A 26991-nucleotide genomic window follows, 5' to 3' on the forward strand; every position below is an offset into this window, starting at 1 on the left:
GCTGGGTTCGGGCACAGCCCCGCCCGGGTCCTCGCGACGGTGCCGCGAGTGTCGAGCCCACGCCATGGCCAAGCCGCTGCCCCAGGAGTGTCTGGGGTGCGGGGCCGACCTTCCAACTCCACGACGCGAGCTAGGCGCTCCGCGCGCGCACGTCCTGAGATGACGGGGCTGCTCGCTCGACCAGCCTCCCGGTGACGCCCTTGGGCAGCACCACGCCGAAGAAGAAGCCCTCCTCGAAGGGCTCCGTCGAGTCGAGGTGGACCTTCACCCGGGAGGCCATCGTCGCGAGCGCCGTCTTCAGGTACGTCATCGCGAAGTCCGCGCCCACGCACGCGCGCGGACCCCGGCCAAACGGGAAGAAGTGACCGCTCCCCAGCGGGTCCCGCGTCGTTCCTCCGTCCAGCCAGCGCTCCGGCTTGAACGTGTCCGGGTCCGGCCAGTGCGCCGGGTCGCGGTGCAGGTGCTGGTTCGAGATCATGATCATCGAACCCGCCGGCAAGGTGACGCCGGCCAGCTGCGCATCCTTCGAAGGCGTGCGCGTCATCACCCGGACCGCCGGCAGGATGCGCAGCGCCTCATACGCCACCGCCTCCACCCACCTCGCGCCCTCCAGCCTCTGGGACGTCAGCGGTCCGTCCGCCACCAGGGCAGCAGCCTCGGCGGCGAGCCGCGCGTCCGCGTCGGGGGATTTGTTGAGCTGGTGGAACGCGCCCACCAACGTGACGCTGGAGGAGAACGCCCCGCCGAAGTAGGTGCCCCCCAGCATGTGCGCCAGCACCTGCTCATCGATGCCCGGCGCCTCCCGCAGATAGCGGGACATGACGTCCACCGCGCGGGGGTCCTGCCGCTTGCGAGCCTCGCGGATCCGGTCCACGAAGTGTCCGTAGAAGCGCGCCTTCACCGCCTCGAAGTCCTTGGGAGGCTTCACGAACCTCAGCGGCAGCTTCGACTGGATGCGCGCGTCCGCCGCCCTCGCGAGCAGCATGAAGTCCTCGAACACCTGCTCCGGCAGCTTCTCCCCCACCGAGGCCACCGAGAACGCGTCGAACGTCAGCCGCCGCAGCGCGGGCGTGAAGTCGATGCGGTCCTGCTTCAGCAGCGCGTCCACGGACTCGGAGATGGCCGCCTGCATGGGCCCCACCTGCTCCGCCAGCCACTCCGGGGCCCAGGGCTGCGCGCCGGGCTCCAGGGCGCGCTTCTGGACCCAGGCTCCGCGCAGCTCCGCCGTGAAGGCCGTGTCGTCCGTCGTGGACGGGCGGATCTGCTCGCTGATGTTCCCCTTCTCGAACTCCACCCGGCGCGGGGACTCGTACACCTCCGCGATGAGCGCCGGGTCGTTGAGCACCAGCCCGGGGTTGGGTCCCATCCAGATGAGGGTGACGCCGCCGTACTCGCGGCCATAGCGGGCGCAGACGTCCCAGGGCGAAGCCCCCAGGAAGTCCCCGGCGGTGCCGAGGAGCCCCGGCGGGGGACCGGGCAGCGACGCGAACGGTCTGCGCTTCGCGCCGAAGAACAGGTTGAAGAGGCCGCGAGAGAGGGCGTTGGGCACGGGAGGAGTCTCCGGACGGCGCTAGACGGTGATGCCGCAGGGGATGCGGTCGGCCTGGAGCACGGTGTAGGGCACCGCGCTCTCCGCGTTGCGCGCCTTCACGGCCTCGCTCTGCGCGCGCAGCCGGGAGTGGAAGCGGTCGCGGATGGCGATGAGCTGCGGCTCCTGGAAGTAGTCCTCGCGCCAGCCGCTCTCGTGGAGCAGGTACTCCTCGTCGTCCCCGAAGCTGGACAGCGCGCGGCCCACGGCCACCTGCCAGAGCATCTGCGTCTTGGACGGAATCATCGCCTCGATGTCCTTCTCCCCCAGGACGCCCTTCTGGCGCGGCGGAGGCTGGCGCATGCACAGCGGCGCGTTGGGCACGAAGGCGTAGTGCTCGTACTGGAGGTAGTTCACCGCCGCGTGCTGGACGCTCACCGTGAAGAGGACGGTGGTGAGGATGTCCGTGAGGTCGGACACGCGCTTCAGCTCCGCGCAGGGCAGCTTCTCCACGGGCAGGCCGTGCGCGGTGAGGTCCTCCCACCACCGCTGCATGTCGGTGTCGCGCACCAGGTCCTCGTCGGACGGGTAGAAGTGCCCCAGCACGCCGCCCACGTACTCCTCCAGGGCGTCCCACAGCAGCAGCGCGTCATCCCGGTACGGGTAGTGCGGGAGCACCGCGGGGTCGAGCACGCCACGCCGCTCGAGGTCCGGGCGCAGCCGGTTGTCCGCGAGCTTCCAGGCCTTGTACCCCTTCCTGCCCAGGAACAGGTGTCCCTGGTCGGGGCCGCCCGTGGCGATGAGGTCGTCGAACACGCCGCCCTCCGCGAGCAGGCCCTTCCGCGCGCCCTCGTTGATGGCCAGCGTGTAGCGGAAGTGGCGGCGCAGCAGCTTGTAGACGGGGTGCGGATCCGGGAGGTTGCGCATCGTCGCGACGACGAACGGCTCCGCCACGAAGTGGGTCCGCAGCGCGTGGCCCACCATCTGGTGCGTGTTGCCCTCGCTGCACCGCAGGTAGATCTTCGCGGCCAGCCAGTCGTGCGGGCTGTCGTTGGGCGTGAACACGGGGTCCAGCGCCGGGTCCCGGCCCAACTGGATGGCGAGGGGCCGCAGCTGCTGCGCGTCATCCAGGAACAGCAGACACCGGGAGGGCGGCGCCCACCGGCGCTCCTCGACGCCCGCCTTGTCGGTCTTCTTGAACATGGGCACGTCCCCCAGGATCCCGAAGTCGAGGAGGAACACGCGCTTGCCGGCCAGCGCCTGCGCGAGCGTCATGCCCGGAGACAGCAGCCCCTTCACGGTGTCGTCCGTCACGGGCATGCCGTCCGGCAGCGCGGTGATGGACTGGATGTGGACGGGGCTGATGCCCTGGATGGCCTGGCGCGCGAACTCCAGGTCGTCCTGCCAGCGCTGGGCGAGCTTGGGCAGCTCAAGCCCCTTGAAGAAGTCGAAGATGTCCACCAGGCCGTTCCACGCCTTGCTCAGCACGGGCATGTGCAGCTTGATGGCCGCCAGCGTCTTCGCGATGACGACCTCGTAGCTGCCCTCCACCAGCCCCCGGTAGAGCTCGTCCTTGGGGAGCGGCCGCGCCTCCGTGATGTCGAGCGCGCCGGGCAGGCCCGCCGTCGCCTCGGCGGGGCGCCACGGGTACATGCGCTGACGGGCCTGGAGCAGCTCATGCCGCGCGGCCTCCTCCCGCTCATGCTGGACCTGCTGGGGCAGCCGGGCGGTGCCCTCCAGGACGTCCGCGGTCGTCTTCGCCAGCACCCAGCGGTAGTACGGGAAGAACCAGTGCTTCCCCGTCGCGGTGACCGTCACCGAGTCCAGCAACCAATCTCCCCCCACGCCGCCGCCCGCGTTGGAGAAGCGCAGCAGCAGCAGGTCGCCCAGGTCCTCGGTCCTGACGGTATAGGCATCCACCGCCCCGGCCTCGAAGTCGTTGTGGAAGCGCTTGTCCAACAGGTGCGGCTGACTCTCTCCCTGGGTGCCCACCAGCACCACGGAGATGGCCGCGTTCGTTCCCGCCCCCAGCTTCGAGCTCGTGCGAATCGTCAGCGTATATTCGACGGTCATGGATTCCCCACTAGCACGCCAAATCCAAGGTATGCCGCTGAAGACGCGGCGGACAAGCCACGACTCGCGGGGCACAGGTGATCGCACGCGCGTTCCCTGGAGCCAATAGTGGATCGCCCTGAGGACCGCAGGCGCGGGCGGGAACCAGTACAGGGCGGTCCTCCAGGAGGCCGTGGTACCTTCCGGCGCGATGAGGCGCGCTCCCGGTCGTCCCCTGTGGGTGGGTGGTTCCAGCAAGGCCCCGCTCGGGTCGTCCCCGACCACGACTGCGATTGAGGCCCAGCGCTGATGCGGACCGCGTGGCGCCGCCTGTTGACCTCGCTGGGGTTCGCCTCGAAGGCCGAGGAACCGCCGCTCCTGGAGCCGGAGGAGCTGGCCCGCTGGTACGCGGGGCTGGGGTTGAAGGAGCGGCTCGCGGTCAGCCGCAACCTGGTCCGGCGCGTGCGCGCGCCGCGTGCGTCGCGGGATCCGTTGACCCTCCCGGCCGTCGTCACGGGTCGGCTGATGTTCGAGCAGGACGGGCCGCAAGGCCCCATCCCCTTGCATCACATCAAGGTGGAGCTGTGGGACCGGGACCTCGGCACGCCGGACGACTTCCTGGGCGAGACCTTCACGGGCGCCGACGGTGCGTTCGCGATCCACTACGACCCGGCGGACGCGGGTGAAGGGGACCTGCCAGACCTGGAGCTGCGCTTCTTCGAACCCCAGCACACCTTCCGGCAGGACGGCCGCGTGGTGGAGACGTGGAGGCGCATCGGCTCCGAGCGGGGGCCGGAGGACCACGCCGGCCTGGAGTACGACTTCGGAACGCTGCGGCTGCCGTACTGGGAATACGATCCGTCGACGCCGTTGGCGCGGCTGCTCGTGGTGGAGGAGGGCACGCCCCCCACGGCGTACGCGCCAGGGCGCGCGCTGGCGATGCTCAAGGCCGTCGCGCCCATCGAGCTGGTGAAGCGGCGACACCAGCTCCAGATCCGGCTGGGGCAGGCGCCGAGCCTGGCGAGGATCCAGGCCGACTATCCGGAGGCGATGACGGTCCGGATGGAGCGGGAGTCACCGGGCTCCTCGCGGAGCGATGCGTGGTTCGGGGAGCGGCTGCTCAACGGGATGTTCTCCACCGTCCTGGACCGGGACCCCGAGGCGCCCGGGGATGCGCGGGCCTTCCGGCTGTATCTGCCCTGGAACGCCTATGAGCAGGACGGCGTGCACTGCCTGCCGGACGTGGACCTCCGGCTGCGGCTGGTGGACGGCAGGCTGATGCCCCAGCGGATCATCCTGGGGATACGGGAGCCCGGGGCGACGGCGCCCGGCTCGCCGGTGACTCGCCGGACCTACACGCCAGCGGACGGCGCGGCCTGGGAGGCGGCGAAGCGGATGGCGCGCGTGAGCGCGACGCTGGACGTGGAGCTGGGCAACCACCTGGGGCAGTGCCACTTCAACGTGGAGCAGTACGCCATCGCCGCGCACCGGAACCTGCGGCGCAACCCCTTGCGCTGGCTGCTCATGCCGCACCTGCGCGAGGTGGTGCTGATCAACCACGCCGCCACCGGGTTCCTGGTGGGGCCCACGGGGTACATCACGCGGGCCAGCGCGCTGACGGACGCAGGCCTCCGCCAGCGGCTGGAGCACCTGATGGGCAGCTATGACTGGAGGGGCTTCGCGCCCGCGCCGCCGGTCAGCGAGGGCCACCGCTACGCGCGGGCGGGGCAGCTGTTCTGGAAGCTGCTCGGGGAGCACATCGACGCGTTCTTCGCGGAGCACGGCGCGGCGGTGGAGGCGCAGTGGCACGAGGTGCGCCGGTTCTCGGACGACCTGGTCGCGCACTCCGCGCCGGCGTTCGTGTGCCGCTACCTGCGCGCCAAGGTGCCGGGGAGGGACGCGCCGTGGTTCGTGCGCTCGGAGCGCATGGACCTGGGAGCGAAGGTCGCGGAGCCCGCGGCGAAGGCCGTGAGCGCCGTGACCCGGACGGATGCGCCCCAGCCGGGTGAGGTCGAGGCGCTGAAGCAGCTCTGCCGCTACGTCCTCTTCTTCGCGACGTTCCGCCACGCCTGGGCGAACAACCTCCAGTGGGACGACGCGGGAGAGGTCCTGTACACGTGTCTGGGGCTGCGCTGGGGCAAGGGCGGCGCGCTGTCCACCGAGGAGGACCTGGACGTCGCGCCGACGCCTGACGAGGCGACGGAGATGCTGTGGATCTCCTGGATGCTGTCCAAGACGAACTACGGCTTCATCCTGTCCAACGAAGAGGAGGACGTGCATCCCCGCCTGCTGGAGCTGCTCCGGGCCCACGCCGCGGAGTTCGCGGCCCTGGGGCTGGACGTCCGGACGGTCAGCTCCCGCATCAACATCTGAGCGGCCTCAGTACGTCCAGGGGAACCGCTTGAAGTCGCGCTTGCGCTTCTGCACGAACGCGTCCCGGCCCTCCTGCGCCTCCTCCGTGCCGTAGCCCAGGCGCGTGGCCTCCCCCGCGAAGAGCTGCTGGCCCACGAGCCCGTCGTCCGGGAGGTTGAAGGCGTACTTCAGCATCTTGATGGCCGTGGGGCTCTTGGTGTTGATCTCCGCCGCCCACTCCAGCGCCACCTTCTCCAGGTCCTTGTGCGGCACGGCCTTGTTGATGGCGTTCATCTGGAACGCCTCGTCCGCCGTGTAGGCCTGGCCCAGGAAGAAGATCTCCCGCGCCCGCTTCTGCCCCACCTGCCGCGCCAGCAGCGCGCTGCCGTAGCCCGCGTCGTAGCTGGCCACGTCCGCGTCCGTCTGCTTGAACATCCCGTGCTCCTTGCTCGCGATGGTCATGTCGCAGACCACGTGCAGGCTGTGCCCGCCGCCCGCCGTCCAGCCCGGCACCACCGCGATGACCACCTTCGGCAGGAAGCGGATCTGCCGCTGCACCTCCAGGATGTGCAGCCGCCCCAGCCGCGCCGGATCCGCCGCGTCCTCCCCGGGCTCGTACTTGTAGCCGTCCTTGCCGCGGATGCGCTGGTCGCCGCCCGAGCAGAACGCCCAGCCGCCGTCCTTCGGCGACGGCCCGTTGCCCGTCAGCAGCACCACGCCCACGTCCGTCATGAAGCGCGTGGCCTCCAGCGCCCGGGCCAGCTCGTCCACCGTCCTCGGACGGAACGCGTTGCGCACCTCCGGCCGGTTGAACGCGATGCGCACCGTGCCCTGGTCCACCGCGCGGTGGAACGTGATGTCCTTGAACTTGTGGCCTTCCACCGGCTGCCAGCGGGACGCGTCGAAGAGCTCCGAGACCATGCGCTGTCTGCTCCGAATCTGGGGAGAGTGAACGGCCCGGAACCCTAGCGGTTTCCGCTCGGAGACGCCCGCGCTACCGTGCGCGCCATGCCCACGAGCCTGCTCGTCGTCCATGTCCACGTGCGCGTGCTGCCCGAGCACGTCGACGCCTTCCTCCAGGCCACCCTCGCCAACGCCCGGGAGAGCGTGAAGGAGCCCGGCATCGCGCGCTTCGACGTCTGCCAGGACACCGAGGACCCCACCCGCTTCGTCCTCGTGGAGGCCTACCGCACCGCGGACGCGCCCGCGGCGCACAAGGAGACCGCCCACTACCTCACCTGGCGTGACACCGTCGCCTCCATGATGGCCGAGCCCCGCGCCGCCCGCCGCTACGCCAACCGCTTCCCCGACGACGCGGGCTGGTGACATGTCCACCGCCCCCTTCGAGTTCGCCACCGCCACGCGCGTCCTCTTCGGCCCGGGCCGCGTCCAGGAGGTCCCCGACCTCGTGCGAGGCCTCGGCGGCCGGAAGGTCCTGCTCGTCACCGGCGCCAGCCCCGCTCGCGCCGACCCCGTCCGCGCCGGGCTCGAACGGCTGGGCATCCCTTGCGCCGCCTTCCGCGTCCCGGGCGAGCCCACCGTCGACCTCGCGCGCGAAGGCACCGCCGCCGCCGTGGACTCCGGCTGTGACGCCGTCGTCGCGCTCGGTGGGGGCAGCGCGCTCGACGCGGGCAAGGCCGTCGCCGCGCTCGCCGCCAACGGGGGAGACCCGCTGGACTACCTGGAGGTCATCGGCCGGGGCCAGGCCCTGACGAAGCCGTCGCTGCCGTTCGTGGCCGTGCCCACCACGGCGGGCACCGGCTCGGAGGTGACGCGCAACGCGGTGCTGGGCTCGAAGGAGGCCGGCGTGAAGGCCAGCCTGCGCAGCCCGATGATGCTCCCCCGCGTGGCCCTGGTGGACCCGGACCTGCTGGAGCACGCGCCCGCGGACGTGCTCGCGGCCGGCGGCCTGGACGCGCTGTCACAGCTCATCGAGCCGTTCCTGTCCATCCGCGCCCAGCCGCTCACGGACGCGCTCGCTCGCGAAGGCATGCGGCGCTCGGCGCGCGCCCTGCGCAGGGCCGTGCTCCACGGCCCCGGCCCGGCGGAGCGCGAGGACCTGGCCCTCGCCAGCCTCTTCGGCGGCCTGTGCCTGGCCAACGCGGGCCTGGGCGCGGTGCATGGCTTCGCGGCGCCGCTGGGCGGGATGCTCGGCGCGGCCCATGGGGCGCTGTGCGCCGCGCTGCTCGGGGCCGCGCTGGAGGTGAACCTGGAGGCGCTGCGCTCGCGCGCTCCGGACCACCCCGCCCTGCCCCGCTTCCAGGAGCTGGCGGTGCTGCTCACCGGCCAGCCCCACGCCCGCGCCGAGGACGGCATCGCCTGGGTGAAGGACCTGGTCCACGCCGTGCGCCTGCGGGGCCTGCGCGACCTGGGCCTCACCGACGCGGCCGTGCCCGGACTCGTCGTCAAGGCCCGCGCCGCCAGCAGCATGAAGGGCAACCCGCTGCCGCTCACGGACGCGGAGTTGACGGCGCTCGTCGAACGGTCGATGTGAGGACCCTGCCATGAAACCCGCCGCCCTCGTCCCCGTCGTGCTCGAACGCCTGCGCGAGAAGTATCCCGACGCGAAGTACGAGCTGAACTGGAGCACCCCCTTCGAGCTGCTGGTGGCCACCATCCTCGCCGCGCAGTGCACGGACGAGCGCGTCAACCGCGTCACCGCCGAGCTGTGGAAGAAGTACGACGGGCCCCAGGCGCTCGCGGACGCGGACACCGCGGAGCTGGAGGAGGACCTCAAGCCCACCGGCTTCTTCAAGCAGAAGACCAGGACGGTGCAGGCCATGAGCCGCGCGCTGCTGGACGCCCACCAGGGCCAGGTGCCGCCGCGCATGGAGGACCTGGTGGCGCTGCCCGGCGTGGCGCGCAAGACGGCCAACGTCGTGCTCAACACCGCGTTCCAGCAGGCCTCCGGCATCATCGTGGACACGCACGTGGCCCGCGTCAGCCAGCGCCTCGGACTGACGAAGCAGGAGAAGCCCGAGGCCATCGAGGCGGACCTGATGAAGCTGGTGCCCCGGGACGACTGGACCTTCTTCGGCCCCGCCGTCGTCCTGCACGGCCGCTACACCTGCGTGGCCAAGAAGCCCAGGTGCGCGGAGTGCCTCCTCGACGACGTGTGCCCCAAGCTGGGCGTGGCCTGAGCCGTCACAGGTGCCCGAGCACCACCAGCGTCAGCACCCAGTCCAGCCCGGCTTCGAGGAAGTAGTAGGTGGAGCCGTCCAGGGAGGTGCCGAACCCGGTGCCCAGGTGGCCGATGGGGCCCGCGAAGACCTTCATGCCCACCTCGGCGCCCAGGTTGATGGGGTTGCGCCGCGAGTTCTCCACGTCCAGGTACGGGCCCACCAGCGCCCGGGCATAGGGCGCGAACCAGTTCGTCACGAAGTGCTGATAGCCCACGGTGGCGTTGAGCGACGCCCGCTTCGGGTCCGCGCTCACGTTGAGGCCCAGCGTCAGCCGCCGCGCCTTGAGCCCCATGGGCTGCACGTTCACGTCCAGCGCCAGGCCCATGCCGCCGTCGAACGGGACGCGCCAGCCGAGCGCGAACTCCGTCGTCGACTTGTCGATGGCCAGCGCCTCGTAGCGGAAGTGCGCCGCGCCGGCCGCGTCCCCGCGCGCGTCCTGGAGGTCCGCGAGCGCCAGCGTGGCCTCCTCCGACTCCTCGTCATACGCCCTGCGCAGGGGCGGCTCCGCGCCGTCCAGGTCTCCGCGCGACAGCCGGTCCCGGCCCTGCTTCAGGCAGGCGGACGTGGAGCCCAGCGAGCACGCGCGCCCGAAGGCCCGGTCCGCCTCCTCCGTGCGGTGCTCCATCGCGAGCTGCTGCCCCCAGGTCTCGCAGGAGGAGGCGCTCCCGCCTTCGCACTTGTCCTCCAGCGTGAGGGCGCGCGTCGCCTCCCCCGTCGTCACGCACGCCGCCGTCAGCAGGCATGGCAACAGGCACGACACACGGAGCAGCGACGGCCGAGGACCCTGGAGGGATGGAGCCACACCCATGGTCCACATTCAAACACACCGGCGGGCCAGGGCGGGCCAGGACCGGGCCGTCTTTCAGCGCTCCTGGGTGGGCGCGCCGCCATCGGGAGCGGCCGGGTGTTCCTGGGAAGTCGAGCTGCCCGAGCCGCCCACGCCCTCCCGGAAGCCCTGGGCGGCCTCGTGGCCGGACTCGCGGACGCGCTGCGCGGCCCGGCTGGCGCCGTGCTGGACGTCCCTGGCCGCCTCGCCTACCTCCTGCCCGGCCTGCCGGGCGTTCTCGTTGACGGCCTGCTGCTGACGTTCATTGCACCCCGTGGTGAAGCCCACCGTCCCAATCACCCCCAGCACGACGAGCCCGTTGAAGTGGCGTGTCCCCATGGTCGTCTCCCCGAGGGTCCCGGCCCTCTGGGATGAAACGTAGGCATGCCCGCTTCCGGACGAAGTCCCGCCTCTCCGCACGGAAGGCCCCGGGGTGAAGCTCGCCTGTCAGCCCCCGCCCCCGGGCCTCGTGGGAGGCGGCCGGCTCCGCGTGGCGCCGCGAAGTGCGGGGTGGAGCGCGCAGCTCCCGCGCTCAAAGCCAGCGCCGCACGGCCTCCCGGAGGGTGTCCGTGGCCTCCGCCCGCTTCGCCTCGCCGTCGGGCACGAACGCCTCCCGGGTGTTCCCCTTCGACCGATAGCGGGCCTTCTCCTCCATCCGCGCCCGCTGCGACGCATCCGCCTCCAGACCGAAGTGGGACAGGATGTGACGGGACACCCCGCCGGGCAGCTGCGCGTAGTCCACCCACAAGCCCTGGGGGCCCACGTGCCGCCGCGCCGCCTGCGCGTAGCGCGCCAGACACCACGCGAAGAAGGACTCCGGCGCGCCCCGGGCCTCACCGGCCCAATCCGGGAAGCACGCCTTGAACCTCGGGTCGCCGCTCCGGTACCACCGCAGGGGCGCGGACGGTTCGCGGAAGTTGGAGGCCATCACCTCCGTCGCGTCACGCGTCAGGAACACCCAGGGCACGTCCGGCAGCGCGCCCCGGATCCAGTCCAGGAACAGCAGGTTCCATGACGAGAACTTGATGACGTAGCGCCCGCTCCCACGCCCCAGGGCCTTGATCAGCCGGCGGAACACATCCGCGTCGAAGGCCCAGGCGCCCTGCGCGCAATGCAGCAGGTAGCACGACAGCACCTCGGGCTCGCTCACCGCCCGCAGCCGGGGGAGCGTCCCCAGCATCTGGGTCACCAGCGTGCTCCCGCACCGCGACACGTGGAAGATGAGCCCCGCCGGCAACGCCCCCTCCTCCGGCAGCTCCTTCACCGGCGACGCCCGGTAGCCAAGACCCGCCCCTCCGGCCTCCAGCGCGTGCCGGACCCCGTCGATCATGAAGGGCGCCTCATAGACGGCGGGAGACAGCTCCGCCGTCTGGAGCATGACCTGACCTCCTTGGAGGTACACCCGGGTGGGGACGGGGACGCGCTCCATGTCACCCGCCCCCCGCGGCGACCGCGCGGAGCCGCGGCCGCGCCTGCTCCGCGAAGGACCGCGCCAGCCTGTCGATTCCGGCGGAGGCGCTGCCTCCCGCCTGCCGGCCCAGGTACTCCTCCACGAGCGCGTCCAGCTTCGAGTCCAGGCCCGCCATCACCGCGGCCTTCAGCCCGTCCTTGAACGCCGCCAGCTCCCGCTGCTGCCACACCGCCAGCGGGACGGTGGCGCGCATGAAGTCCTCCTTCTCCAGTTGCTCCACGACCCGCCGGAACAGCGCCTGCCAGGGGGTGGTCAGCAGCCCCACCGTCATGTGCAGCGAATGCACGTCCGTGGCGCTCACGTCATGGAAGTGCCCCCGGGGCACGTACAGGAGGTCTCCCTTGCGCAGCACCTCGTCGAACACGCAGGTCAGCGAGGGCCGGTGCTGCTCCGGGTTCTGCATCGGCTCGCCGTCGAAGGGCAGGTGGATGGGCCTGTCATACAGCCGCCAGCGCTTCTCCCCCTCCAGTTGCAGGATGAAGGCATCGTGCGTGTCGTAGTGGAGCGTGAAGCCCTGGGCGCCCACGGGCGTCATGTACAGGTTCGCCTGCACCCGCACCCGCCACTCCTGCTCCAGCGCGTCGCAGAACCGCCGGATGGGGTCCAGCGCCGTCTGCGACTGATAGACAATCACCGAGTGTCCCTGCTCCAGGAACAAGCGCGAGACGCGCTCCCGGTTGATGACATGGTTGAAGTTGATCCGGGACTCCTTGAACGACATGGAGGACGAGAACTCGTTGTACGACGTCTCGCGGCCGTCCTTCACCATCCGCACGTGGGGGTAGGCGTTGTTCTCCTTCTGGAGGAACGCCACCATCTCCTCGATGCCGAAGAGGCCTGAATAGTACTCCGCGTCTCCCCGGCGGATCAGCAGCCGCTCCTTCTCGAAGTAGGTCCGCAGGAACGCGTCCGGAGAGACAGGCTTCAGCAGGTGCTCGGTCGTGTATTTCATGGCGGTCGTCTCAAGGGGGACGCGGCGGGGCGGCGCATGGGTGCCTGCGCCGCCCCGGGGTCTCTCCACGTCAGTCGTTCAAGTCATTCAGCTCTTCGTTGGAGATGGTCTGCGTGTACGGCGTGACGCCGTCCTTGTTGATGAGGATGCCCGCGACCTGGCTGCGCAGGATCTTGTCGGGGATGAGGTTGATGACGGGCTCCAGCGTGAGGGTGTTGATGATGTGCCAGCTCACGTAGTTGCCGTTCAGGGAGGCCGCCCAGGCGGGGTACTTGCCGACGAGCGACCCGTTGCCACCAATCACGGTGATGGTGACGTTGTTGTCCGCCTCCACGGAGCTGTCGTTGGAGGAGGAGCCATGCCCGTGACCGTTGCCGCCGCCTCCGGCGATGGGCACGTCCTCCAGCTCCAGCTTGGCCTCGAAGCCCGTGGACACGCTGTCCGCGAAGCTCTGGCCCTGGCTCAGGCTGGTCACCTTCTTGGTGTCCGAGCCGAACAGGAGCCCGCCCAGGTCCAGCTTCTTCACGTAGTAGTGGCCCCAGTCGTTCAGCACGCTCACGATCCGGCCGTAGGAGCGCGCATCGTCGACGCCGAGCTTCGAGGCCTCCCGCAGCGCGCTGACGAAGTCATCCGTCAGCGTCATCGCCCCGTCGCTGAAGCCGATCTCCAGCTTGGGGACGCGGTACATGCTGGTGACGTAGTAGTCCGTCTCCGAGAACGACTGGTCCTTCGTGTACTCGTGGTCGTGCTCATGCTTCACGCTGAAGATGCCGGGGACACCGATGTTCGCCTTCGTCACGTCGTACCCCTGCTCGTGGTACGTGTGCTCCGTCTGGGAGAAGGTCTCCACCGTGTGGATCTGGGCGGTGAGGTTCGGGATGAGCCACTGGAACGTGGGGTTGTTCCCGGGCTGGGTCGGATCCGGGAGGACCAGGGTCGGCGACGTGAGCTGCAATGCCTGGCGGATGCTGAACACGTTGGAGGGGTTCTCCTCCTCGGTGATGATCATGGCATGGAAGAGGCCGCGGTCCGCGAACAGGTGGAGCCAGTCCTGGGCGGTGAAGTCATACGGATCGCTGGGGAGATCATCGGAGCTCTTGAGCTTCTGCAGGGTCATTTTCGTTGTTTCCTTCGCGAATGTGTCTATTCAGGAGGAGGTCATCACCCCAGCAGCGCTAGTCGTTCAGCCCGTCACCGCCATTCGGCGACGAGTAGAACTGGTAGGTCTGCGTGTTGTAGTACTTCTGATTGACCACGAAGACGTCGAACACCATCGAGACCGCCAGGTCGTCGGCCGTCTCGTAGCCATTGCACCCGCCGTACTTCTCGCCGGAGGTGCCGCCACCGGTGATCGTGCCAGGATGCACGTTGATGTCGCCCCCGCTGTCCGCGCTCAGGCTGCCGGTCAGGTGTGGCGGGTTCGAGGGGACATCCAGGCTCAGCCGGGTCGCGGAGTACTTGCGATTGCTGCTGTCCGTCCAGGACTTCAGCGGGGTGCAGGTGATGCGGATCTGGTAGGAGTTGGCCGCGATCTGCTCGTCCAGCGGGTGGTTGCCGAAGGCGTCGTCGTAGACGTAGATCGTGTCCCCGTTGTATGCGTTGTTCGAGAAGAACGCGTACTGGGTGGCGGTCAGCCATTCATTGGAGGACGGCACGGACGAGCGGGGCAGGATGAGGGAGTTGTTGCCCACGATGGTGACGGCGCTCGGGAGGATCTCGATGCCAAAGCCGAAGCCCACCTGGCAGCCAAAGCCAATCTGGAAGCCGATATAGGTGTCGGGCGGGATGATGACGCCCTTGCCGTTGTCGACCAGCTGGCTGTTCTTGGTGTTGATGACGTTCTCCACCATCAACGGGGTGGTGAGATCCGGCACGCCTGGAAGGTTCGAGTAGGCCTTGATCTGCTTCTCATTGGCCTCCTTCGCGGCGGCGTCCGCCATGTTGTAGCAGACCTTGACGGTCATGATGCCCTGCTGGAAGAGCTGGTTCTGCGGATTGCAACTCACGAGCGACATGCTGGCATCCCTGGCTGGGGTTGGGTGTGCAGCCCTCTCATCGCAAGGCCAATGCCAACCGTCTTTCTTTGCAAGGAACTGGATTCACTGCAAAGACGAAATGCATTGAGATTCCCTACATGGCACGCTGACGCGTCAGGGCGCGGCCATGACACGTCAGCGCTCCGTCAACGGACCGTCAGCCGCGCGCGAGCACGGCGGCGCCGTCCCGCGAGGAGGTCGTGTCCCGCGGCAGGTCCCAGCACCTGCACGGCATGCGGACACTCTTCAACGCCCTGCTAGACGGGAATGGCCTCCCACGCCTTCGTGGGGTGTCGGGCGCGGAAGGCCTCGATGCGGGCCCCCACCTCCCAGCTCGTGTTGGTGTCCCGCAGCAGGTCCAGGTAGAGACACCGCTTGGCGACCGCGTCCAGATCGAAGGCCCAGTACATGCTCATCAGCGGGTTGATCCACAGCTTGCTGCCCTGCGTGCGCGACGTGCGGTGCTGGTCGCCGTAGTCGCCATCGATGGCGCCCACCACGGACAAGGACACGATGCTCGGCCGGCGGGCCAGCTCCTCGGACGAATACAGGACTGCCTCACGGTAGGCGCCCACCTCCGGCATGCTCGGCAGCAGCGCGGTGACGCCCAGGTAGGCCCCGCGCCGGCTCAGGTCCGCGACGGCCTCCAGGAACTGCGCGTGACAGACGCCGTGGAACGCATCCACGCCGAAGCCCAGACAGACGATCAGCTTGTCCCGCAGCGTCAACGAATCCACCGCCGCCAGGCTCGAGATGTCCTCCTCCGGTGTGCCCAGCCCGGCTTCGTCCCCGCGCATGAGGATGTCCGTGCCACCATCCACCAGCACCACCGTGTCGAAGCCGAGCTCCGTCTGCAAGGCAGCCCAGGCCGCGCTCAGCGGCGCGACCCCGACCTTGTCGAAGCAGTAGATGGAGACAGCCTCGCCTCGAGCCTGGAACCACCGGGCGAGCACGCCCTCCGGAAAGTAGTGCGTGGGCCCCTGCGTCTCCGCGCGGACCTCCACCAGTCCAGGAGCCACGACGCGCCCGTCCACGCGGTCCAGCACCGTGAAGCTCAGGTTCGCCAACGACACGCGCTTGCCTATCGCGCGCAGCCGGAAATACAGCGGAAGGCCGCAGTAGATGTCGAAGCCGCCTCCCGCGCCAGCCAGGAGCACGTGGTCCGCGCGCTGGAGCCGCTCGAACAGCGGGGATGTGGTCAGGTCCACGGAAACGCCCCTCTTCAGTCCGCCGGTTCTTCCAAACCACCGCCGGAGTCATGGCCCCTTGGCGGCGCCGTCATCGCCTCGATACGCGGCGGTCGGTGGACAGCACCACCGCCCGGCCCTGCTTCCAGTCCACATCCACCCGAACACCAACGCCTCGAACGCACCCGTCGCCGCGCCAGCGCTCCGTTGGGGGTTTCATATGGGACACCGCCACGACGCGGCAAGGTGGCCTCCCGTCGCGCGTGCTTGACGCCGCAGGCTCGGAGCGTTCGGATGCGCGGCACCTATGCCCACTCCCAAGCTGCTCACCCGCGCGGAAGCCACCGACTATCAGGAAACGTCCCGCAGCGCCGACGTGGTCGCCTTCGTCGACGCCCTCTGCGCCCAGACCCGGCTCGCCAAGCGCGTGGACTTCGGCCAGAGCGGTGAAGGCCAGCCGCTCATGTCGCTCATCCTGAGCGACCGCAACTGCTTCACGCCGGAGCTGGCGAAGAAGCAGAAGAAGCTCATCGTGATGGTGGAGGCCAACATCCACGCCGGTGAGGTGGAGGGCAAGGAGACCCTCCAGGCGCTCGCGCGCGACCTGACGCTCACGTCCCTGGGCAAGAAGCTGTTGGACCGGCTGGTCCTCGTCTTCATCCCCAACTTCAACCCGGACGGCAACGACCGCATCAGCAAGGGCAACCGCGCGCTCGACCTGATGAACCTCGAGGGCCAGGTGAACCCGCCCGGCGGCGTGGGCACGCGCTACACGGGCGAGGGCTGGAACCTCAACCGCGACAACATGAAGCAGGAGGCGCCGGAGACGCGCGCCCTGGCCAGGCTGTACCAGGCGTGGTGGCCCCACCTCTTCGTGGACTGCCACACCACCGACGGCAGCATCCACGGCTTCGATCTCACCTTCGACATCCCGCACGGCAACGCGGACCTCCTCCACACCTCGCGCGACGCCAACCGCGAGCTGGCCGAGCGCGTGGCCGCCGCCGTGAAGAAGAAGCACGGCTTCGACAGCTTCTGGTACGGCAACTTCCTGAAGGAAGGCGACCCGACCTCCGGCTGGCACACCTACCCCGCGCTGCCCCGCTTCGGCAGCCACTACCGGGGCCTGCTGGGCCGGCTGGACGTGCTGCTGGAGACCTACAGCTACATCGACTTCCCCCGCCGCTGCGCCGTCATCCGCGCGTGGGTGCTGGAGCTCATCCGCGACGCCGCCCGCTACGCCAGGGACTACCGCTTCGCCACCGAGTTCGAGGAGGCCGCCATCATCGCGCGCGGCAAGTCCCCCGACGCCAGGGAATGGGTGGGCATCAACTTCGGCGTCGCCCAGCGCGACGCGGAAGGGGCCCTGGTATTCGACTACCCGGCCTATGTGCAGGGCAAGGACACCGCCGTCATCCACTCCTTCGACGAGGCCAGCATCCAGGCGCGCCGCTACCCGGGCAAGCGCCGCAAGGTCTACAAGACGCCGCACTACCGCACCTTCGTGCCCACGCAGTCGGTGAGCACGCCGTCCGCGTACCTGGTGCCCGCGTCGCTCGCGTCCCGGCTGGAGGGCCACGGCATCCGCTTCGAGAAGCTCGCCAAGGCGCAGCGCTTCCAGGTGGACAGCTACCGCATCGCCCGCAAGGAGGAGACCTTCAGCCCGGACGTCGCCGCCAACGTGCCGCCGCCCGGGCAGGACGAGGTCCCCTTGAGCCAGAAGCCCAAGCCCGTGCGCTTCGAGACCATCCTCACCGTGGCCCCCGAGCGCTCCGAGCGCGAGTTCCCCGCCGGCACCCTCAAGGTCCCCACCGACCAGCGCACCGGCACGCTCATCACCTACCTGCTGGAGCCGCACTCGGACGACGGCTTCTGCCGCTGGCAGTTCCTGGACGACAGCCTCACCGTGGGCGAGCTGTACCCCATCCACCGCGTCGTGGAGGCCACGCGCCCCCCCTTGAAGGTGGAGTAGGCGTCAGGCCTCCGGACACCGCCTCGCCCCCGGGTCTGTCATGCCCTGGGGCATTGGCCCTAGACTGGAGCCCGCAGGACCCGCGGAGAGTGTGCGGGGGCACGCGGGAGGCCCCGGATGGCTGGCAGGCAGCACTCGCCCCAAGGCACGCGCCTTCCGGGGCGCACAGGCGTGACGCGCGTGGGAGGGCTCGTGGCCCTCGCGCTCTGCATGGCCCTGGGCTTCATCGCCATGCGCGCCTGGAGCCAGCGCGACGCCGGGCCGGAGACGCCAGCGCTGTGGCTCGCCGACGCGCCGCACCGTCCCCTCGAGGTGCGGCTGAGCCTCCCGGCCGCGGACGTGTACCGGCCCCACGCGCCGCCGCGAGGCGAGGACGCGCTGCCCCCGCCCGTGCCCCTGGGCGCGCTGTCCCGCCTGGACGATCGCGGCGACGCACACGGCGTGGGCGTCAGCTACCTGCTGCACGGAGACACGGAGCAGGCGCTCGCGTACCTGAGGCGCGCGGCGCCCTCGCTGGACCGCGACAGCGACCTGGCCGCCGTCGCCATCCTGCGCGGCCACCCCGACGAGGCCCTCACGCTGCTGGACGCCACGCTGGAGGCCATGCCCGAGCACCCGCAGGCGCGCTGGAACCGCGCCGTCGTGGCGCGCGACCTGGGGCTGACGCTCCTGGCGGCCACGGCGTTCGAGGCGGTGGCCGCGAAGGGCGAGCCCGGCTGGAGTGACGAGGCGCGCGAACAGGCCCGGACGCTGCGCGCCCGGTTCCAGGCGCGGGCGGAGGCCTGGAAGACCACGCGCGAGGCGCTCCTCGCCCGGCTGCGCTCCCCCCAGGCGCCGCTGCCGACGGAGGGCGCGGCGCGCTTCCCGGGCCTGGCGCGCGAGTCCTTCTACGAGCTGCTGGCGGTCGCGGAGAGCGCCGCGCAGGTGGAGGCGCTGCTGCCGCTCGCCCGGGCGCTGGACCACGCCGCCGGCGGGGGCCACGTCCTGGAGGACACCGTGCGGCGGGTGGCGGCGCTGGACTTCGCGCGCCGGGCGCCGCTCGCGCGCGAGTACGCGAAGCTGCTTCAGGACACGCACCCCGCCCCCGCGGGCCTCATCGAGCGGCTGCGCCAGGAGCCCACCGCGAAGGACCTGCTGCTGGGCGCGCTGCTGCGCACGCCGGGCGTGGCGCGCACACACGAGGAGCTGCACGCCCTGACGGCGGGAGAGACGGACCCGTGGATCCTCTCGCGCGTGGAGCAGGAGGGCGCGCGGCTGGACGACCTGGCGGGCCAGGGGACGCAGGCCGGGGACCGGCTGCGGGAGGCCCTGGGGCAATGCCGCCAGAACAAGCTGCCCCTGCGCTGCGTGGACCTGCTCCTGCGGTTGAGCAGCCGCGCCACCGCGTCCAACCGGATGCTGGAGGCGGAGGAGACCGCGAGGGCCGCGTGGCAGGAGGCCGCCGCCCTGGGCGAGTGGGAGCGCGAGGGCGCGGCGCTGGTGATGCTGGCCAACGCGACGCGCTTCCAGGTGCGGGTGGCGCTCTCGCGCGCCTATCTCATGGAGTCCCTGGCCCGTCAGCCCGACGACTGCATGGCGCGCACGCAGGCGCACCGCAACCTGGCCTCGCTGGCGCTGATGCGCTTCCGTCCGCAGGAGGCGCGGCTGGAGCTGGAGGCGTCGCTCGCGTGCGGCCAGACGCCCGGGCTCCAGGGCGCGTGGATCCTCGCGGACCTGGCGCGGCTGGATCCGCGCCCCTCCGACGAGGCGCTGCTGAGGGCGGAGCTGGACCGGGTGACGCCGCTCAAGGAGAACGCGGGCCGGCGCGTGCTGGCCACGCTCATCCGCGGGCGGTTCGAGGTGGACCGCGACTGGCGCGGGGGCCAGCAGGTGCTGCGGCAGACCATCGCGGAGGCGGAGCCGCTCCTGCGGGTGAACGCGGACGCGCGCGACGCGCGGGCGGTGGCCTTCCAGACGCTCGCCGTGAGCGCGGGCCACGCCGGGGCCTTCCGCGAGGCGATGGACGTGGTGGCCGAGAGCCTCCAGGTGCCCGTGCCGGAGGGCTGCGTGCTGGCGGCGGCGGTGGAGGCGGAGCGCACCGTGACGGTGGCGCGCGGGCCGCAGGGCCAGGTGCAGGGCCACTATGACGCCTCGCGCACGCTGCCCCTGCGCGACGACCTGACGGGGCTGGTGCCCGCGGACCTGGTGGACATGCTCCGCGACTGCCCGCGCGTGGCGGTGCTGGCCGCGCCGCCCCTGGACAGCCGCGCGGGCATCCTGCCGGCGGACCTGGCCTGGAGCTACCGGGTCGGCACGGGCGCGCACGCGACGTCCCCCGCGAAGCCGCCCCTGCACGTCGTGGTGTCGGACGTGGAGCCGCCCGCGACGCTGAAGCTGGCGCGGCTGCCCTCGGTGGCGGACGCGGACCTGTCGGGCGCGCAGCGGCTCTTGCGGCTCAAGGGCGCGCAGGCCACGCCCGAGCGCGTGCTGGAGGCGATGGAGCAGGCCACGGACATCGACATCCACGCGCACGGCGTGGTGGACCGCGCGCTGTCGGACGCCACGGTCATCGCGCTGTCGCCGCAGCAGGACGGCCGCTATGCCCTCACCGCGGAGGAGCTGCGCCGCCGGCACCTGCAAGGCGCCCCCCTGGTGGTGCTGGGCGCCTGCAGCGCGGCCCGCCTCGCGCCCATCCTGCATGAGACGTCGTCGCTGCCGCAGGCCTTCGTCGCCTCGGGAGCCCGGGCGGTCTTCGCCGCCACGGCGGAGATCCCCAACGACGCGGGCGCCTTCTTCCGCGACGTGCGGGAGCGCATCCAGTCCGGAGAGGAGCCCTCCCAGGCCCTGCGCGCCGAGCGCCTCGACTGGCACCGGAAGCAGCCCCACATGCGCTGGGTGGACAAGGTGCTGCTGTATCAGTAGCGCCCTGCCCCTTCAGTCTCGCGGGGGCAGCGGCGAGGGCTGGGGCTCCGCGTCGGCGTCCCAGGTCACGTTCGGCTCCGGCAGCGCGAAGGCCTCGAACGAGACGGCGACGCCGCCTCCGGGCGCGCTGAAGCCGTACCACCACCCCACCGGCAGCAGCACCAGGTCCCCGGGCGACAGCGACACGTCCAGGCGCACCGGCGCGTCCTGGGACTCGGAGGAGGCCAGGGTCACGCGCCGCAGCTCGAAGGCGGGAACGAGCTGGAGCCGCCGCTCGCCGTGGACCTGCGCCAGCAGCACGTTGCGCCGCGCCGCGCGCAGGGGGGCCTCCGCCCCGGGCGGCTCCCACCACAGGCGAGGCTCACAGGCGCGCGCGTCCTCCGCCGTGAGTCCAGGGAGCGTCGTCAGCCCCCGCGTCAGGGGCTCCAGCCGCGCGTCCTCGAACAGCGGCACGCAGCACGCGTGCCTCGCCCCGCGCTCGCCCAGGAGCGCGGCCACGTTGGCGGGGCTCCAGGCCTCCGGCGCCAGCGACGCGCTCCACCCGGCCCGCAGCACCACGGGCAGGTTGTCGAAGTAGTAGCGGTCGAAGAACGCCTCGGGCGCCAGCGCTTCGTGCCGGTCCACGCGCGGCGGGCCCTCCGTCTGCTGGAACAGCTCCGCGTACACGTCCAGCAGCCCCTCCAGCTTGCGCTGCATGCCCACCGCGCGCAGCGCTCCCGCGACGAAGGGCTCCCGTTGCTCCACCTCCACCGCCCGCCGCGCCTGCGCCGCGTCCACCCCCGACCTCTCCAGCGACGCCACCAGCTCCTTCGGCGGCACGCCGCGCACCAGGTTCTCCACCAGCCACCGCCGCCACTCGGGCGTCAGCGGCGAGGTCTCCGCGTCCACGTCACGCGATGCGCTCATCGGTGCTCCTCCGAGGGCATGGCCCCCAGCCAGCCCTCCCGCCAGCAGGTGTTCATCCCAGGCGTCTGCTCGAAGCTCACGAACGTCACCGACAGGCTCGGGTCCAGCGCCCGCAGCGCATGCCACCACCCCACCGGGATGAAGAGCGTGTCCCCCGGCCCCACCTCCACCGCGTGCAGCGCCACGCGGGCGAAGTCCGGGAAGCGCTCCAGGTCCGGCGCCAGCACGTCCACCGCGCTGTAGAAGCCGCGCACGTTGGACATCCACGGCGTCTCCCATGACGGCGCCAGCCACACCTGCTTGCGTCCCCACACCTGGCAGAACAGGACGTTGAGGTGATCATGGTGCAGGTTGGACAGCGTCCCCGCCGGGCCCAGCCACAGGTGCACGCGGTCGGGCCCGTGCAGGTCCGGCTGGATGTAGCCCTCCGGCGCGCGCAGGTCCTCCAGCAGCGGCCGGAACGCCTCCCGCAGGAGCAGGCTGTTTCGAGCCACCAGATACATGTCGTTCGCGGGCGCACCGTCGAACCGGGCCAGCAGCTCCCGCAACGGCACCTCCCGGCGCAGGCGGTCCGCGTGGAGATCCGGCAATGCCTGTGCATCCCGCCCCGCCATCACCTCCACCGTCTCGTCACCGAACCGCTCCGCCATCCACGCGGGCGTCCACCGCGTCCGCGCCGGCCAGTCCTCCAGCAGCCCTGCAATGACAACCGGCCGGTTTCGCCGGTAGTAATCAGTGAAAAACTCCGCTGGCGACAGCCGGACGCGCCGCTCCACGCGCGGCGCGGGCAATGCCTGTCGCCTCACCGCCGACCGCGTTTCGAGCAATGATTCCAGCAATCCCAGACGTGCCGTGAATTCACGGGCCCGCGCCACCGCGGGATGTGTCTCGGCGGCGCGAATCGTTTCCCAGACAACCTCCGGCGCGATGCCCGCCGCCTCCAATCGGGCCCCGAGGCGCTCGGACGCAACCCCACGCGCAAGGTTCTCCGCGAGCCACGTTCTCCATCCAGGGGGGAGGGAAGACGTCATCGCCGTCCCCCTTGAGTCGGGCTGAACCCTTTGGGCAGTGCACCTCCACCCCGAGCAGACACCATGACGCCTCCCGAGAACTCATACAAAATCGTCCCGAACCCCAACCCCCCGTGCGACCCCGCGCAGGAGGACTCCAGCCGGAAGCGGCTCCCGGAAGTGCCCGAGCCCACGCCGCCGCCGCGCATGCCCCCCCTTCCTGAAACGCCGAGGGACGAAAACCTCAACGGCTGACGTCAGGCCCCCGCGCGTGGCCCACCTCAACCGAAGGTGCGCCACCGCGCGTTGCCGCCCGGCACGTCGAGCGACTGGAACGTCACCGACACGCTCACGTCCAGCGCGTGCACCTGGTGCCACCAACCCACGGGGATGAAGAGCATCTCGCCCGGGCCCACCACCACCTCGTGCACGTGCGCGCGAGCGAAGTCCGGGAAGCGCGCCAGGTCCGGCGCCCCGGCGTCCACCGCGCTCCACACGAACTCGCGGTTGTAGACGTGCGGCGTCTCGAAGGACGGGACCAACCAGAAGCGCTTGCGCCCGTGGACCTGGCAGAACAGCACCGAGTCCACGTCATGGTGCAGCGCCGTGCGCGTGCCCGCGGGCCCCACCCACAGCTTGGTGCTCCCGGGCTGCCGAGACGGGAACACGAAGCCCGGGGCCGGCCGCAGGTCCTCCAGCAGCCCCCGCAGCTCCGGCCGCTCCAGCGCGAAGTTGCGCGCCGTGAGGTACAGGTCGTTGGTGGGCCCGCCGCCCTCCAGCCGGCGGAGGAACTCCGCCAGCCGCATCACCGTGCGGCACGCGTCGGGGGACACGTCGTGGTCCGCGCGGGCTTCACGGCCCGCCATGACCTCCACCTCCACGTCTCCGTAGTCCCGCGCCAGCGCCTCCGGCCGCCAGCGCTCCAGGAGCGGCCAGCCCGCCAGGAAGTCCTCCAGGACGACGGGCCGGTGCGCGCGGTAGTAGCGGGCCTGGAACTCCTCCGCGGACACGCCCCGCCGCCGCTCCACCGTCCGGCGCGACTGCGCGTGCAGCGCCGCGCGCGCGTCCAGGAGCGACACCACCTCCGCTCCGAGCGTTGGGCGCGAACCTCCAGCCTCCACCGCCGGGTGCCGCCGCCCGCGCGCCACCTCCGCGCGAGCCTCCCCGGAAGCCACCCCTGCCTCGGTCAGCGCCCGGATCAGCGACGCCTCCGGAACGCCGCGCAGCAGGTTCTCCGACAGCCACGCATCCCACGAGGGTGACAGGGCCATGGCCCCACTCTAGGCCACCCGCGAAGCCGCACGGAAAGGGGGGCCTCTCCCCACATCGGCCCTACAGGGTCAACGCGCCCTTGAGGCCCAGCACGATGATGTTGCGCGCGGCCTCGTCGCCGCCGGGGCGGATGTATTGGAAGTTGGGCCGCAGCACGAGCCACGGCGTCGCGTGGAGGCTGTAGTACAGCTCGCCCAGGTACTCCGTGCGGGGCACCGCCGTGTCCGGGGCCTGCGCCTGCTTCAGCCGCTGCGCGGTGACGTAGCGCCCGTTGGAGTGCGTGGCGCCCAGCGCGAAGCCCACGTCGTCATCCGCCCGGCCGAAGATGCCCGTGTACCCCAGGCCCAGCGTGTACTGGCCGTCCTGCGCGGAGGTGTCCAGGTCCGTGTGCGCCAGGCGCACGAACACGTTGAGCCCCTGCGCCTCGTTCTCCACGCCCCGCACGTGCGTGAGCTGCTGGCGCGCGACGAAGTACACGCCGTAGCGCCCCTCCCGCTCCACGTCGGACAGCAGCACGTCCGGCGCGTTGGACGTGTCGTACCAGACGCCGACCTTGTAGAGCCCCTCCAGCAGGTCGCCCCGGAACTTCGGGTTCCACCCCAGCTCCAGGGGCAGCATCACGCCCGTCGCCCCGTTGAAGCGGCCCAGGTAGAAGGCCTCCTCCAGGTTGCGGGGGTTCACCTCGTACGCGGCCAGCTGCACGTAGGCCACCTTCTTCAGGTCCACGCGCAGCCGCGTGCCCCACTGGCTCACCGGCCAGTTGAACCAGTAGTTGCCCACGATGTTGCCGGGCTGCGCGCCGCAGAAGGACAGGTTCTGGAAGTCGCAGGGGAAGTCCGCCGTGTCCTCGCCCACCGTGACGCGGCCCAGCTTCAGGTGCACCCGCTCGTCCCAGAAGAGCTGGTCCCACCAGAGCTGCGTGAGGCGCCCGATGTTGCCGCGCCCGTACACCTCCTGCACCAGCTGGAGGTTGCCCAGCGCCATGTCCACGTTCAGGTTGTTGCCGTTGCGGTGCGTGAACGTGAACTGGAAGGTGCCGCCCTTCAGCCCCGCCAGCTTCTCCATGTCCAGGCCCAGCCCCACGTTGAGCTGGCCCGCCTGCCGCAGCGCATGCCCCTTGCCGCCGCGCGCGTTGAAGGCGAGCTCCGTCACGTAGCGGACCTGGAGCGCCACGCCCATTTCGTAGAGGAACCCGCGCAGCCCGCCCCAGCCACCGGTGAGGCCCGGGGGCATCTTCGTCGTCTTGGACTCCGCCGCGAAGACCGGCCCCGCGCACAGCAGGACCCACGCCATCACCCACGCCCCCCAAGCCCTTCCCCGCATCGCGCCCTCCTCCTCGCACGTCACGGGTCCTCAATGGCCACGGCCGCGAGGATGTCCACCCGTGCAGGAGGGCCGCCCGTCACCTTCGAGCCACTCCCCCGGGCCCCTGGGGAGGCCCGGAGTGCGGCGAGGAACGAAGCGGCGCGCCGGGAGTGTCCACCCGCCGGCGCGAGGCGCTTCCGGCTCCCGGCTACTTCTGCGGCAGCGGCACCGTGCGCACGTGCAGGTCGCGCAGCTGCTTCTCGTCCACGTCGCCGGGGGCGCCCGTCATCGTGTCCGTGCCCGTCTTCGTCTTGGGGAACGGGATCACGTCGCGCAGGGACTCCGCGCCCGTCAGCAGCATCACCAGGCGGTCCATGCCCAGCGCGATGCCGCCGTGCGGGGGCGCGCCGAACTTGAGCGCGTCCAGCAGGAAGCCGAACTTCACGCGCGCCTCCTCCTCCTGGATGCCCAGCGCCTTGAAGACCTCGGCCTGCACCTTCGGGTCATGCAGGCGGATGGAGCCGCCGCCAATCTCGAAGCCGTTGAGCACCACGTCGTAGCGGTGGCACTTCACGCGGCCCGGGTCCGTCCCCAGGTACTGCACGTCCTCGTCGTGCGGACGGGTGAAGGCGTGGTGCGCCGCCGCCCAGGTGTTCGTCTCCTCGTCGAACTCGAAGAGGGGCGGGTTCACCACCCAGAGGAACCGCCACTGGCCGCCGCTGCCGTACTCGGGGATGAGGCCCAGCTTCTTCGCCACGTGCACGCGCAGGTTCGCCATCACCGTGTGCACCAGCGACTCCTTCCCGAACTGGAACAGGATGAGGTCGCCCGGCTTCGCGCTCACGGCCTGGTTGATGGCCTGCCGCAGCGCCGGGGTGATCGTCTTGGACAGCGGGGACTGGGTCCACTCACCGCCCTCGCCCACCTTCGCGCGCGCCAGGCCCTTGGCGCCCGCCTGCTTCGCGAAGTCCTCCAGCTTGTCGCTCTCCGCGCGGGACAGCGGCTTCTCCGCCGGGACGACCATCGCCTTGACGATGCCCTTGTCCTGCACCGCCTCCCACATCATGGGCACGCCGCCCGCCGCGCCGTGCTCGCGGATGACGTCCGTGAGCACCACGTGCTCCAGCCCGAAGCGCAGGTCCGGCTTGTCGTTGCCGTACTTCGCCATGGACTCGTAGAAGTCCATGCGCATGAAGGGCGTCGGGATGTCGATGCCCAGCACCTCGCCCCACAGCTTCTTCAGCAGCCCCTCGATGATGGTGAAGATGTCGTCCTGGGTGACGAAGCTCATCTCCACGTCGATCTGCGTGAACTCCGGCTGCCGGTCCAGGCGCAGGTCCTCGTCGCGGAAGCACTTCACGATCTGGAAGTACCGGTCGAAGCCCGCCACCATGAACAGCTGCTTGTAGAGCTGCGGGCTCTCCGCCAGCGCGTAGAACTTGCCCGGGTTCAGGCGGCTGGGGACCAGGAAGTTGCGCGCGCCGCCCGGCGTGTACTTGCCCATGAAGGGCGTCTCCAGCTCCAGGAAGCCGTTGCCCGCCAGGTACGAGCGCGCCAGCGTGTTCATCTTCGAGCGCGTCATCAGCGTCCGCTGGAGCGGCGCGCGGCGCAGGTCCAGGTAGCGGTGCGCCAGGCGCTTCTCCTCGGACGTCTCCACGTTGTCCTCGATGAGGAACGGCGTGGGCTCCGAGCGGTTGAAGATGGTCAGGTCCGAGGCCTTCACCTCGATCTCCCCCGTCTTCATCTTCGGGTTCACGTTCTTGCCGCGCGACAGCACCTTGCCCTTGATGCCGATGCAGTACTCCAGGCGCAGGTGCCCGGCCAGCGCATGGGCCTCCTGGCTGTCCGGCTCGAACACCACCTGGGTGAGCCCCTCGCGGTCCCGCAGGTCGATGAACACCGCGCCGCCGTGGTCGCGGCGGTTGTGCACCCAGCCGAAGAGGACCACTTCTTCGCCAACGTTCGCGGCCGTGAGCTGACCGCAGGTGTGGGTACGCTTGACCTCGGAGATGAACGGGACCGCCATGGAGACCGCCTGC

The 26991-nt window shown here is 70.8% G+C and carries 21 protein-coding genes; 6 read left to right on the forward strand and 15 right to left on the reverse strand.

Annotated elements, in window-relative coordinates; all coding sequences use genetic code 11:
• Positions 1–130: 130 nt before the first annotated feature.
• Together U8525_RS25745 and U8525_RS25750 are read right to left on the reverse strand one after the other, a co-directional pair.
• Positions 131–1549, reverse strand: coding sequence for a cytochrome P450 (locus U8525_RS25745; protein WP_374269017.1), 1419 nt, complete (start codon positions 1547–1549; stop codon positions 131–133).
• A 21-nt stretch (positions 1550–1570) separates the two neighbouring features.
• On the reverse strand, positions 1571–3601 hold the full coding sequence (locus tag U8525_RS25750) for a lipoxygenase family protein (protein ID WP_374269019.1): 2031 nt from the start codon (positions 3599–3601) through the stop codon (positions 1571–1573).
• Positions 3602–3889: 288 nt separating this feature from the next.
• On the opposite strand from U8525_RS25750, the gene U8525_RS25755 reads away from it, so the two are divergent.
• Positions 3890–5953 (forward strand): lipoxygenase family protein, encoded by a 2064-nt coding sequence (locus U8525_RS25755; RefSeq protein ID WP_374269021.1) that lies wholly within the window; start codon positions 3890–3892, stop codon positions 5951–5953.
• 6 nt (positions 5954–5959) lie between these two features.
• Here the strand turns inward: U8525_RS25755 and U8525_RS25760 are convergent, their stop codons facing one another.
• Positions 5960–6853 carry a 1,4-dihydroxy-2-naphthoyl-CoA synthase gene (locus U8525_RS25760; protein WP_374269022.1) on the reverse strand — a complete coding sequence of 298 codons (894 nt, stop codon included), beginning with the start codon at positions 6851–6853 and terminating at the stop codon, positions 5960–5962.
• An 87-nt stretch (positions 6854–6940) separates the two neighbouring features.
• On the opposite strand from U8525_RS25760, the gene U8525_RS25765 reads away from it, so the two are divergent.
• From U8525_RS25765 to nth, 3 genes are read left to right on the forward strand one after another with little or no spacing between them, the layout of a single operon-like run.
• Positions 6941–7258, forward strand: coding sequence for a putative quinol monooxygenase (locus tag U8525_RS25765; RefSeq protein ID WP_374269086.1), 318 nt, complete (start codon positions 6941–6943; stop codon positions 7256–7258).
• Between the two features lies 1 nt (position 7259).
• On the forward strand, positions 7260–8426 hold the full coding sequence (locus U8525_RS25770; protein WP_374269024.1) for an iron-containing alcohol dehydrogenase: 1167 nt from the start codon (positions 7260–7262) through the stop codon (positions 8424–8426).
• Between the two features lie 10 nt (positions 8427–8436).
• On the forward strand, positions 8437–9072 hold the full coding sequence (nth, locus tag U8525_RS25775; protein ID WP_374269026.1) for an endonuclease III: 636 nt from the start codon (positions 8437–8439) through the stop codon (positions 9070–9072).
• Positions 9073–9076: 4 nt separating this feature from the next.
• Here nth and U8525_RS25780 read toward each other — a convergent pair whose 3' ends face one another.
• From U8525_RS25780 to U8525_RS25810, 7 genes are all read right to left on the reverse strand, one after another.
• Positions 9077–9922, reverse strand: a complete 846-nt coding sequence (locus U8525_RS25780) for a hypothetical protein (protein WP_374269028.1) — start codon at positions 9920–9922, stop codon at positions 9077–9079.
• A 54-nt stretch (positions 9923–9976) separates the two neighbouring features.
• On the reverse strand, positions 9977–10279 hold the full coding sequence (locus U8525_RS25785; protein ID WP_374269030.1) for a hypothetical protein: 303 nt from the start codon (positions 10277–10279) through the stop codon (positions 9977–9979).
• Between the two features lie 193 nt (positions 10280–10472).
• A complete protein-coding gene (locus U8525_RS25790) occupies positions 10473–11318 on the reverse strand; it encodes a hypothetical protein (RefSeq protein WP_374269031.1) in 846 nt (281 codons plus the stop codon).
• A gap of 52 nt (positions 11319–11370) precedes the next feature.
• Positions 11371–12363 (reverse strand): cupin domain-containing protein, encoded by a 993-nt coding sequence (locus tag U8525_RS25795; RefSeq protein WP_374269033.1) that lies wholly within the window; start codon positions 12361–12363, stop codon positions 11371–11373.
• 70 nt (positions 12364–12433) lie between these two features.
• Entirely contained in the window at positions 12434–13480 is a 1047-nt protein-coding gene (locus U8525_RS25800) for an MAC/perforin domain-containing protein (RefSeq protein ID WP_374269035.1), read from the reverse strand.
• A gap of 58 nt (positions 13481–13538) precedes the next feature.
• Complete coding sequence (locus U8525_RS25805) at positions 13539–14378, reverse strand: hypothetical protein (protein WP_374269037.1); 840 nt, start codon at positions 14376–14378, stop codon at positions 13539–13541.
• Between the two features lie 278 nt (positions 14379–14656).
• Positions 14657–15607, reverse strand: a complete 951-nt coding sequence (locus U8525_RS25810) for a DUF1152 domain-containing protein (protein ID WP_374269038.1) — start codon at positions 15605–15607, stop codon at positions 14657–14659.
• A 286-nt stretch (positions 15608–15893) separates the two neighbouring features.
• Here U8525_RS25810 and U8525_RS25815 point away from each other — a divergent pair, with 286 nt between their 5' ends.
• Both U8525_RS25815 and U8525_RS25820 read left to right on the forward strand, forming a co-directional pair.
• On the forward strand, positions 15894–17558 hold the full coding sequence (locus U8525_RS25815) for a M14 family metallopeptidase (RefSeq protein WP_374269040.1): 1665 nt from the start codon (positions 15894–15896) through the stop codon (positions 17556–17558).
• Positions 17559–17750: 192 nt separating this feature from the next.
• Positions 17751–20459: a CHAT domain-containing protein gene (locus U8525_RS25820; protein WP_374269042.1), complete on the forward strand. Its 2709-nt coding sequence runs from the start codon at positions 17751–17753 to the stop codon at positions 20457–20459.
• A gap of 12 nt (positions 20460–20471) precedes the next feature.
• On the opposite strand, the gene U8525_RS25825 is transcribed toward U8525_RS25820, so the two are convergent.
• The 5 genes from U8525_RS25825 to aspS form a co-directional block, all read right to left on the reverse strand.
• Complete coding sequence (locus U8525_RS25825) at positions 20472–21365, reverse strand: hypothetical protein (protein ID WP_374269043.1); 894 nt, start codon at positions 21363–21365, stop codon at positions 20472–20474.
• Positions 21362–22171 (reverse strand): cupin-like domain-containing protein, encoded by an 810-nt coding sequence (locus U8525_RS25830; protein WP_374269044.1) that lies wholly within the window; start codon positions 22169–22171, stop codon positions 21362–21364. The genes U8525_RS25825 and U8525_RS25830 overlap by 4 nt, the downstream gene beginning before the upstream one ends.
• Positions 22172–22656: 485 nt before the next feature.
• The gene (locus U8525_RS25835; protein WP_374269046.1) at positions 22657–23646 is read right to left on the reverse strand and encodes a cupin-like domain-containing protein; all 990 of its coding nucleotides are present in this window, start codon (positions 23644–23646) and stop codon (positions 22657–22659) included.
• 61 nt (positions 23647–23707) lie between these two features.
• On the reverse strand, positions 23708–24940 hold the full coding sequence (locus U8525_RS25840; RefSeq protein WP_374269048.1) for a carbohydrate porin: 1233 nt from the start codon (positions 24938–24940) through the stop codon (positions 23708–23710).
• Positions 24941–25160: 220 nt separating this feature from the next.
• Positions 25161–26978 carry an aspartate--tRNA ligase gene (aspS, locus tag U8525_RS25845; protein WP_374269050.1) on the reverse strand — a complete coding sequence of 606 codons (1818 nt, stop codon included), beginning with the start codon at positions 26976–26978 and terminating at the stop codon, positions 25161–25163.
• Positions 26979–26991 lie beyond the last annotated feature (13 nt).

Source organism: Corallococcus sp. RDP092CA (genome assembly GCF_041903675.1).
GTDB lineage: Bacteria > Myxococcota > Myxococcia > Myxococcales > Myxococcaceae > Corallococcus.

Bases quoted from the DNA above. Each gene is read 5' to 3' on its own strand.
- U8525_RS25750 (WP_374269019.1), bottom strand. From the start codon at position 3,601: ATGACCGTCGAATATACGCTGACGATTCGCACGAGCTCGAAGCTGGGG.
- U8525_RS25755 (WP_374269021.1), top strand. From the start codon at position 3,890: ATGCGGACCGCGTGGCGCCGCCTGTTGACCTCGCTGGGGTTCGCCTCG.
- U8525_RS25760 (WP_374269022.1), bottom strand. From the start codon at position 6,853: ATGGTCTCGGAGCTCTTCGACGCGTCCCGCTGGCAGCCGGTGGAAGGC.
- U8525_RS25765 (WP_374269086.1), top strand. From the start codon at position 6,941: ATGCCCACGAGCCTGCTCGTCGTCCATGTCCACGTGCGCGTGCTGCCC.
- U8525_RS25770 (WP_374269024.1), top strand. From the start codon at position 7,260: ATGTCCACCGCCCCCTTCGAGTTCGCCACCGCCACGCGCGTCCTCTTC.
- nth (WP_374269026.1), top strand. From the start codon at position 8,437: ATGAAACCCGCCGCCCTCGTCCCCGTCGTGCTCGAACGCCTGCGCGAG.
- U8525_RS25780 (WP_374269028.1), bottom strand. From the start codon at position 9,922: ATGGGTGTGGCTCCATCCCTCCAGGGTCCTCGGCCGTCGCTGCTCCGT.
- U8525_RS25785 (WP_374269030.1), bottom strand. From the start codon at position 10,279: ATGGGGACACGCCACTTCAACGGGCTCGTCGTGCTGGGGGTGATTGGG.
- U8525_RS25790 (WP_374269031.1), bottom strand. From the start codon at position 11,318: ATGCTCCAGACGGCGGAGCTGTCTCCCGCCGTCTATGAGGCGCCCTTC.
- U8525_RS25795 (WP_374269033.1), bottom strand. From the start codon at position 12,363: ATGAAATACACGACCGAGCACCTGCTGAAGCCTGTCTCTCCGGACGCG.
- U8525_RS25800 (WP_374269035.1), bottom strand. From the start codon at position 13,480: ATGACCCTGCAGAAGCTCAAGAGCTCCGATGATCTCCCCAGCGATCCG.
- U8525_RS25805 (WP_374269037.1), bottom strand. From the start codon at position 14,378: ATGTCGCTCGTGAGTTGCAATCCGCAGAACCAGCTCTTCCAGCAGGGC.
- U8525_RS25815 (WP_374269040.1), top strand. From the start codon at position 15,894: ATGCCCACTCCCAAGCTGCTCACCCGCGCGGAAGCCACCGACTATCAG.
- U8525_RS25825 (WP_374269043.1), bottom strand. From the start codon at position 21,365: ATGAGCGCATCGCGTGACGTGGACGCGGAGACCTCGCCGCTGACGCCC.
- U8525_RS25835 (WP_374269046.1), bottom strand. From the start codon at position 23,646: ATGGCCCTGTCACCCTCGTGGGATGCGTGGCTGTCGGAGAACCTGCTG.
- U8525_RS25840 (WP_374269048.1), bottom strand. From the start codon at position 24,940: ATGGCGTGGGTCCTGCTGTGCGCGGGGCCGGTCTTCGCGGCGGAGTCC.
- aspS (WP_374269050.1), bottom strand. From the start codon at position 26,978: ATGGCGGTCCCGTTCATCTCCGAGGTCAAGCGTACCCACACCTGCGGT.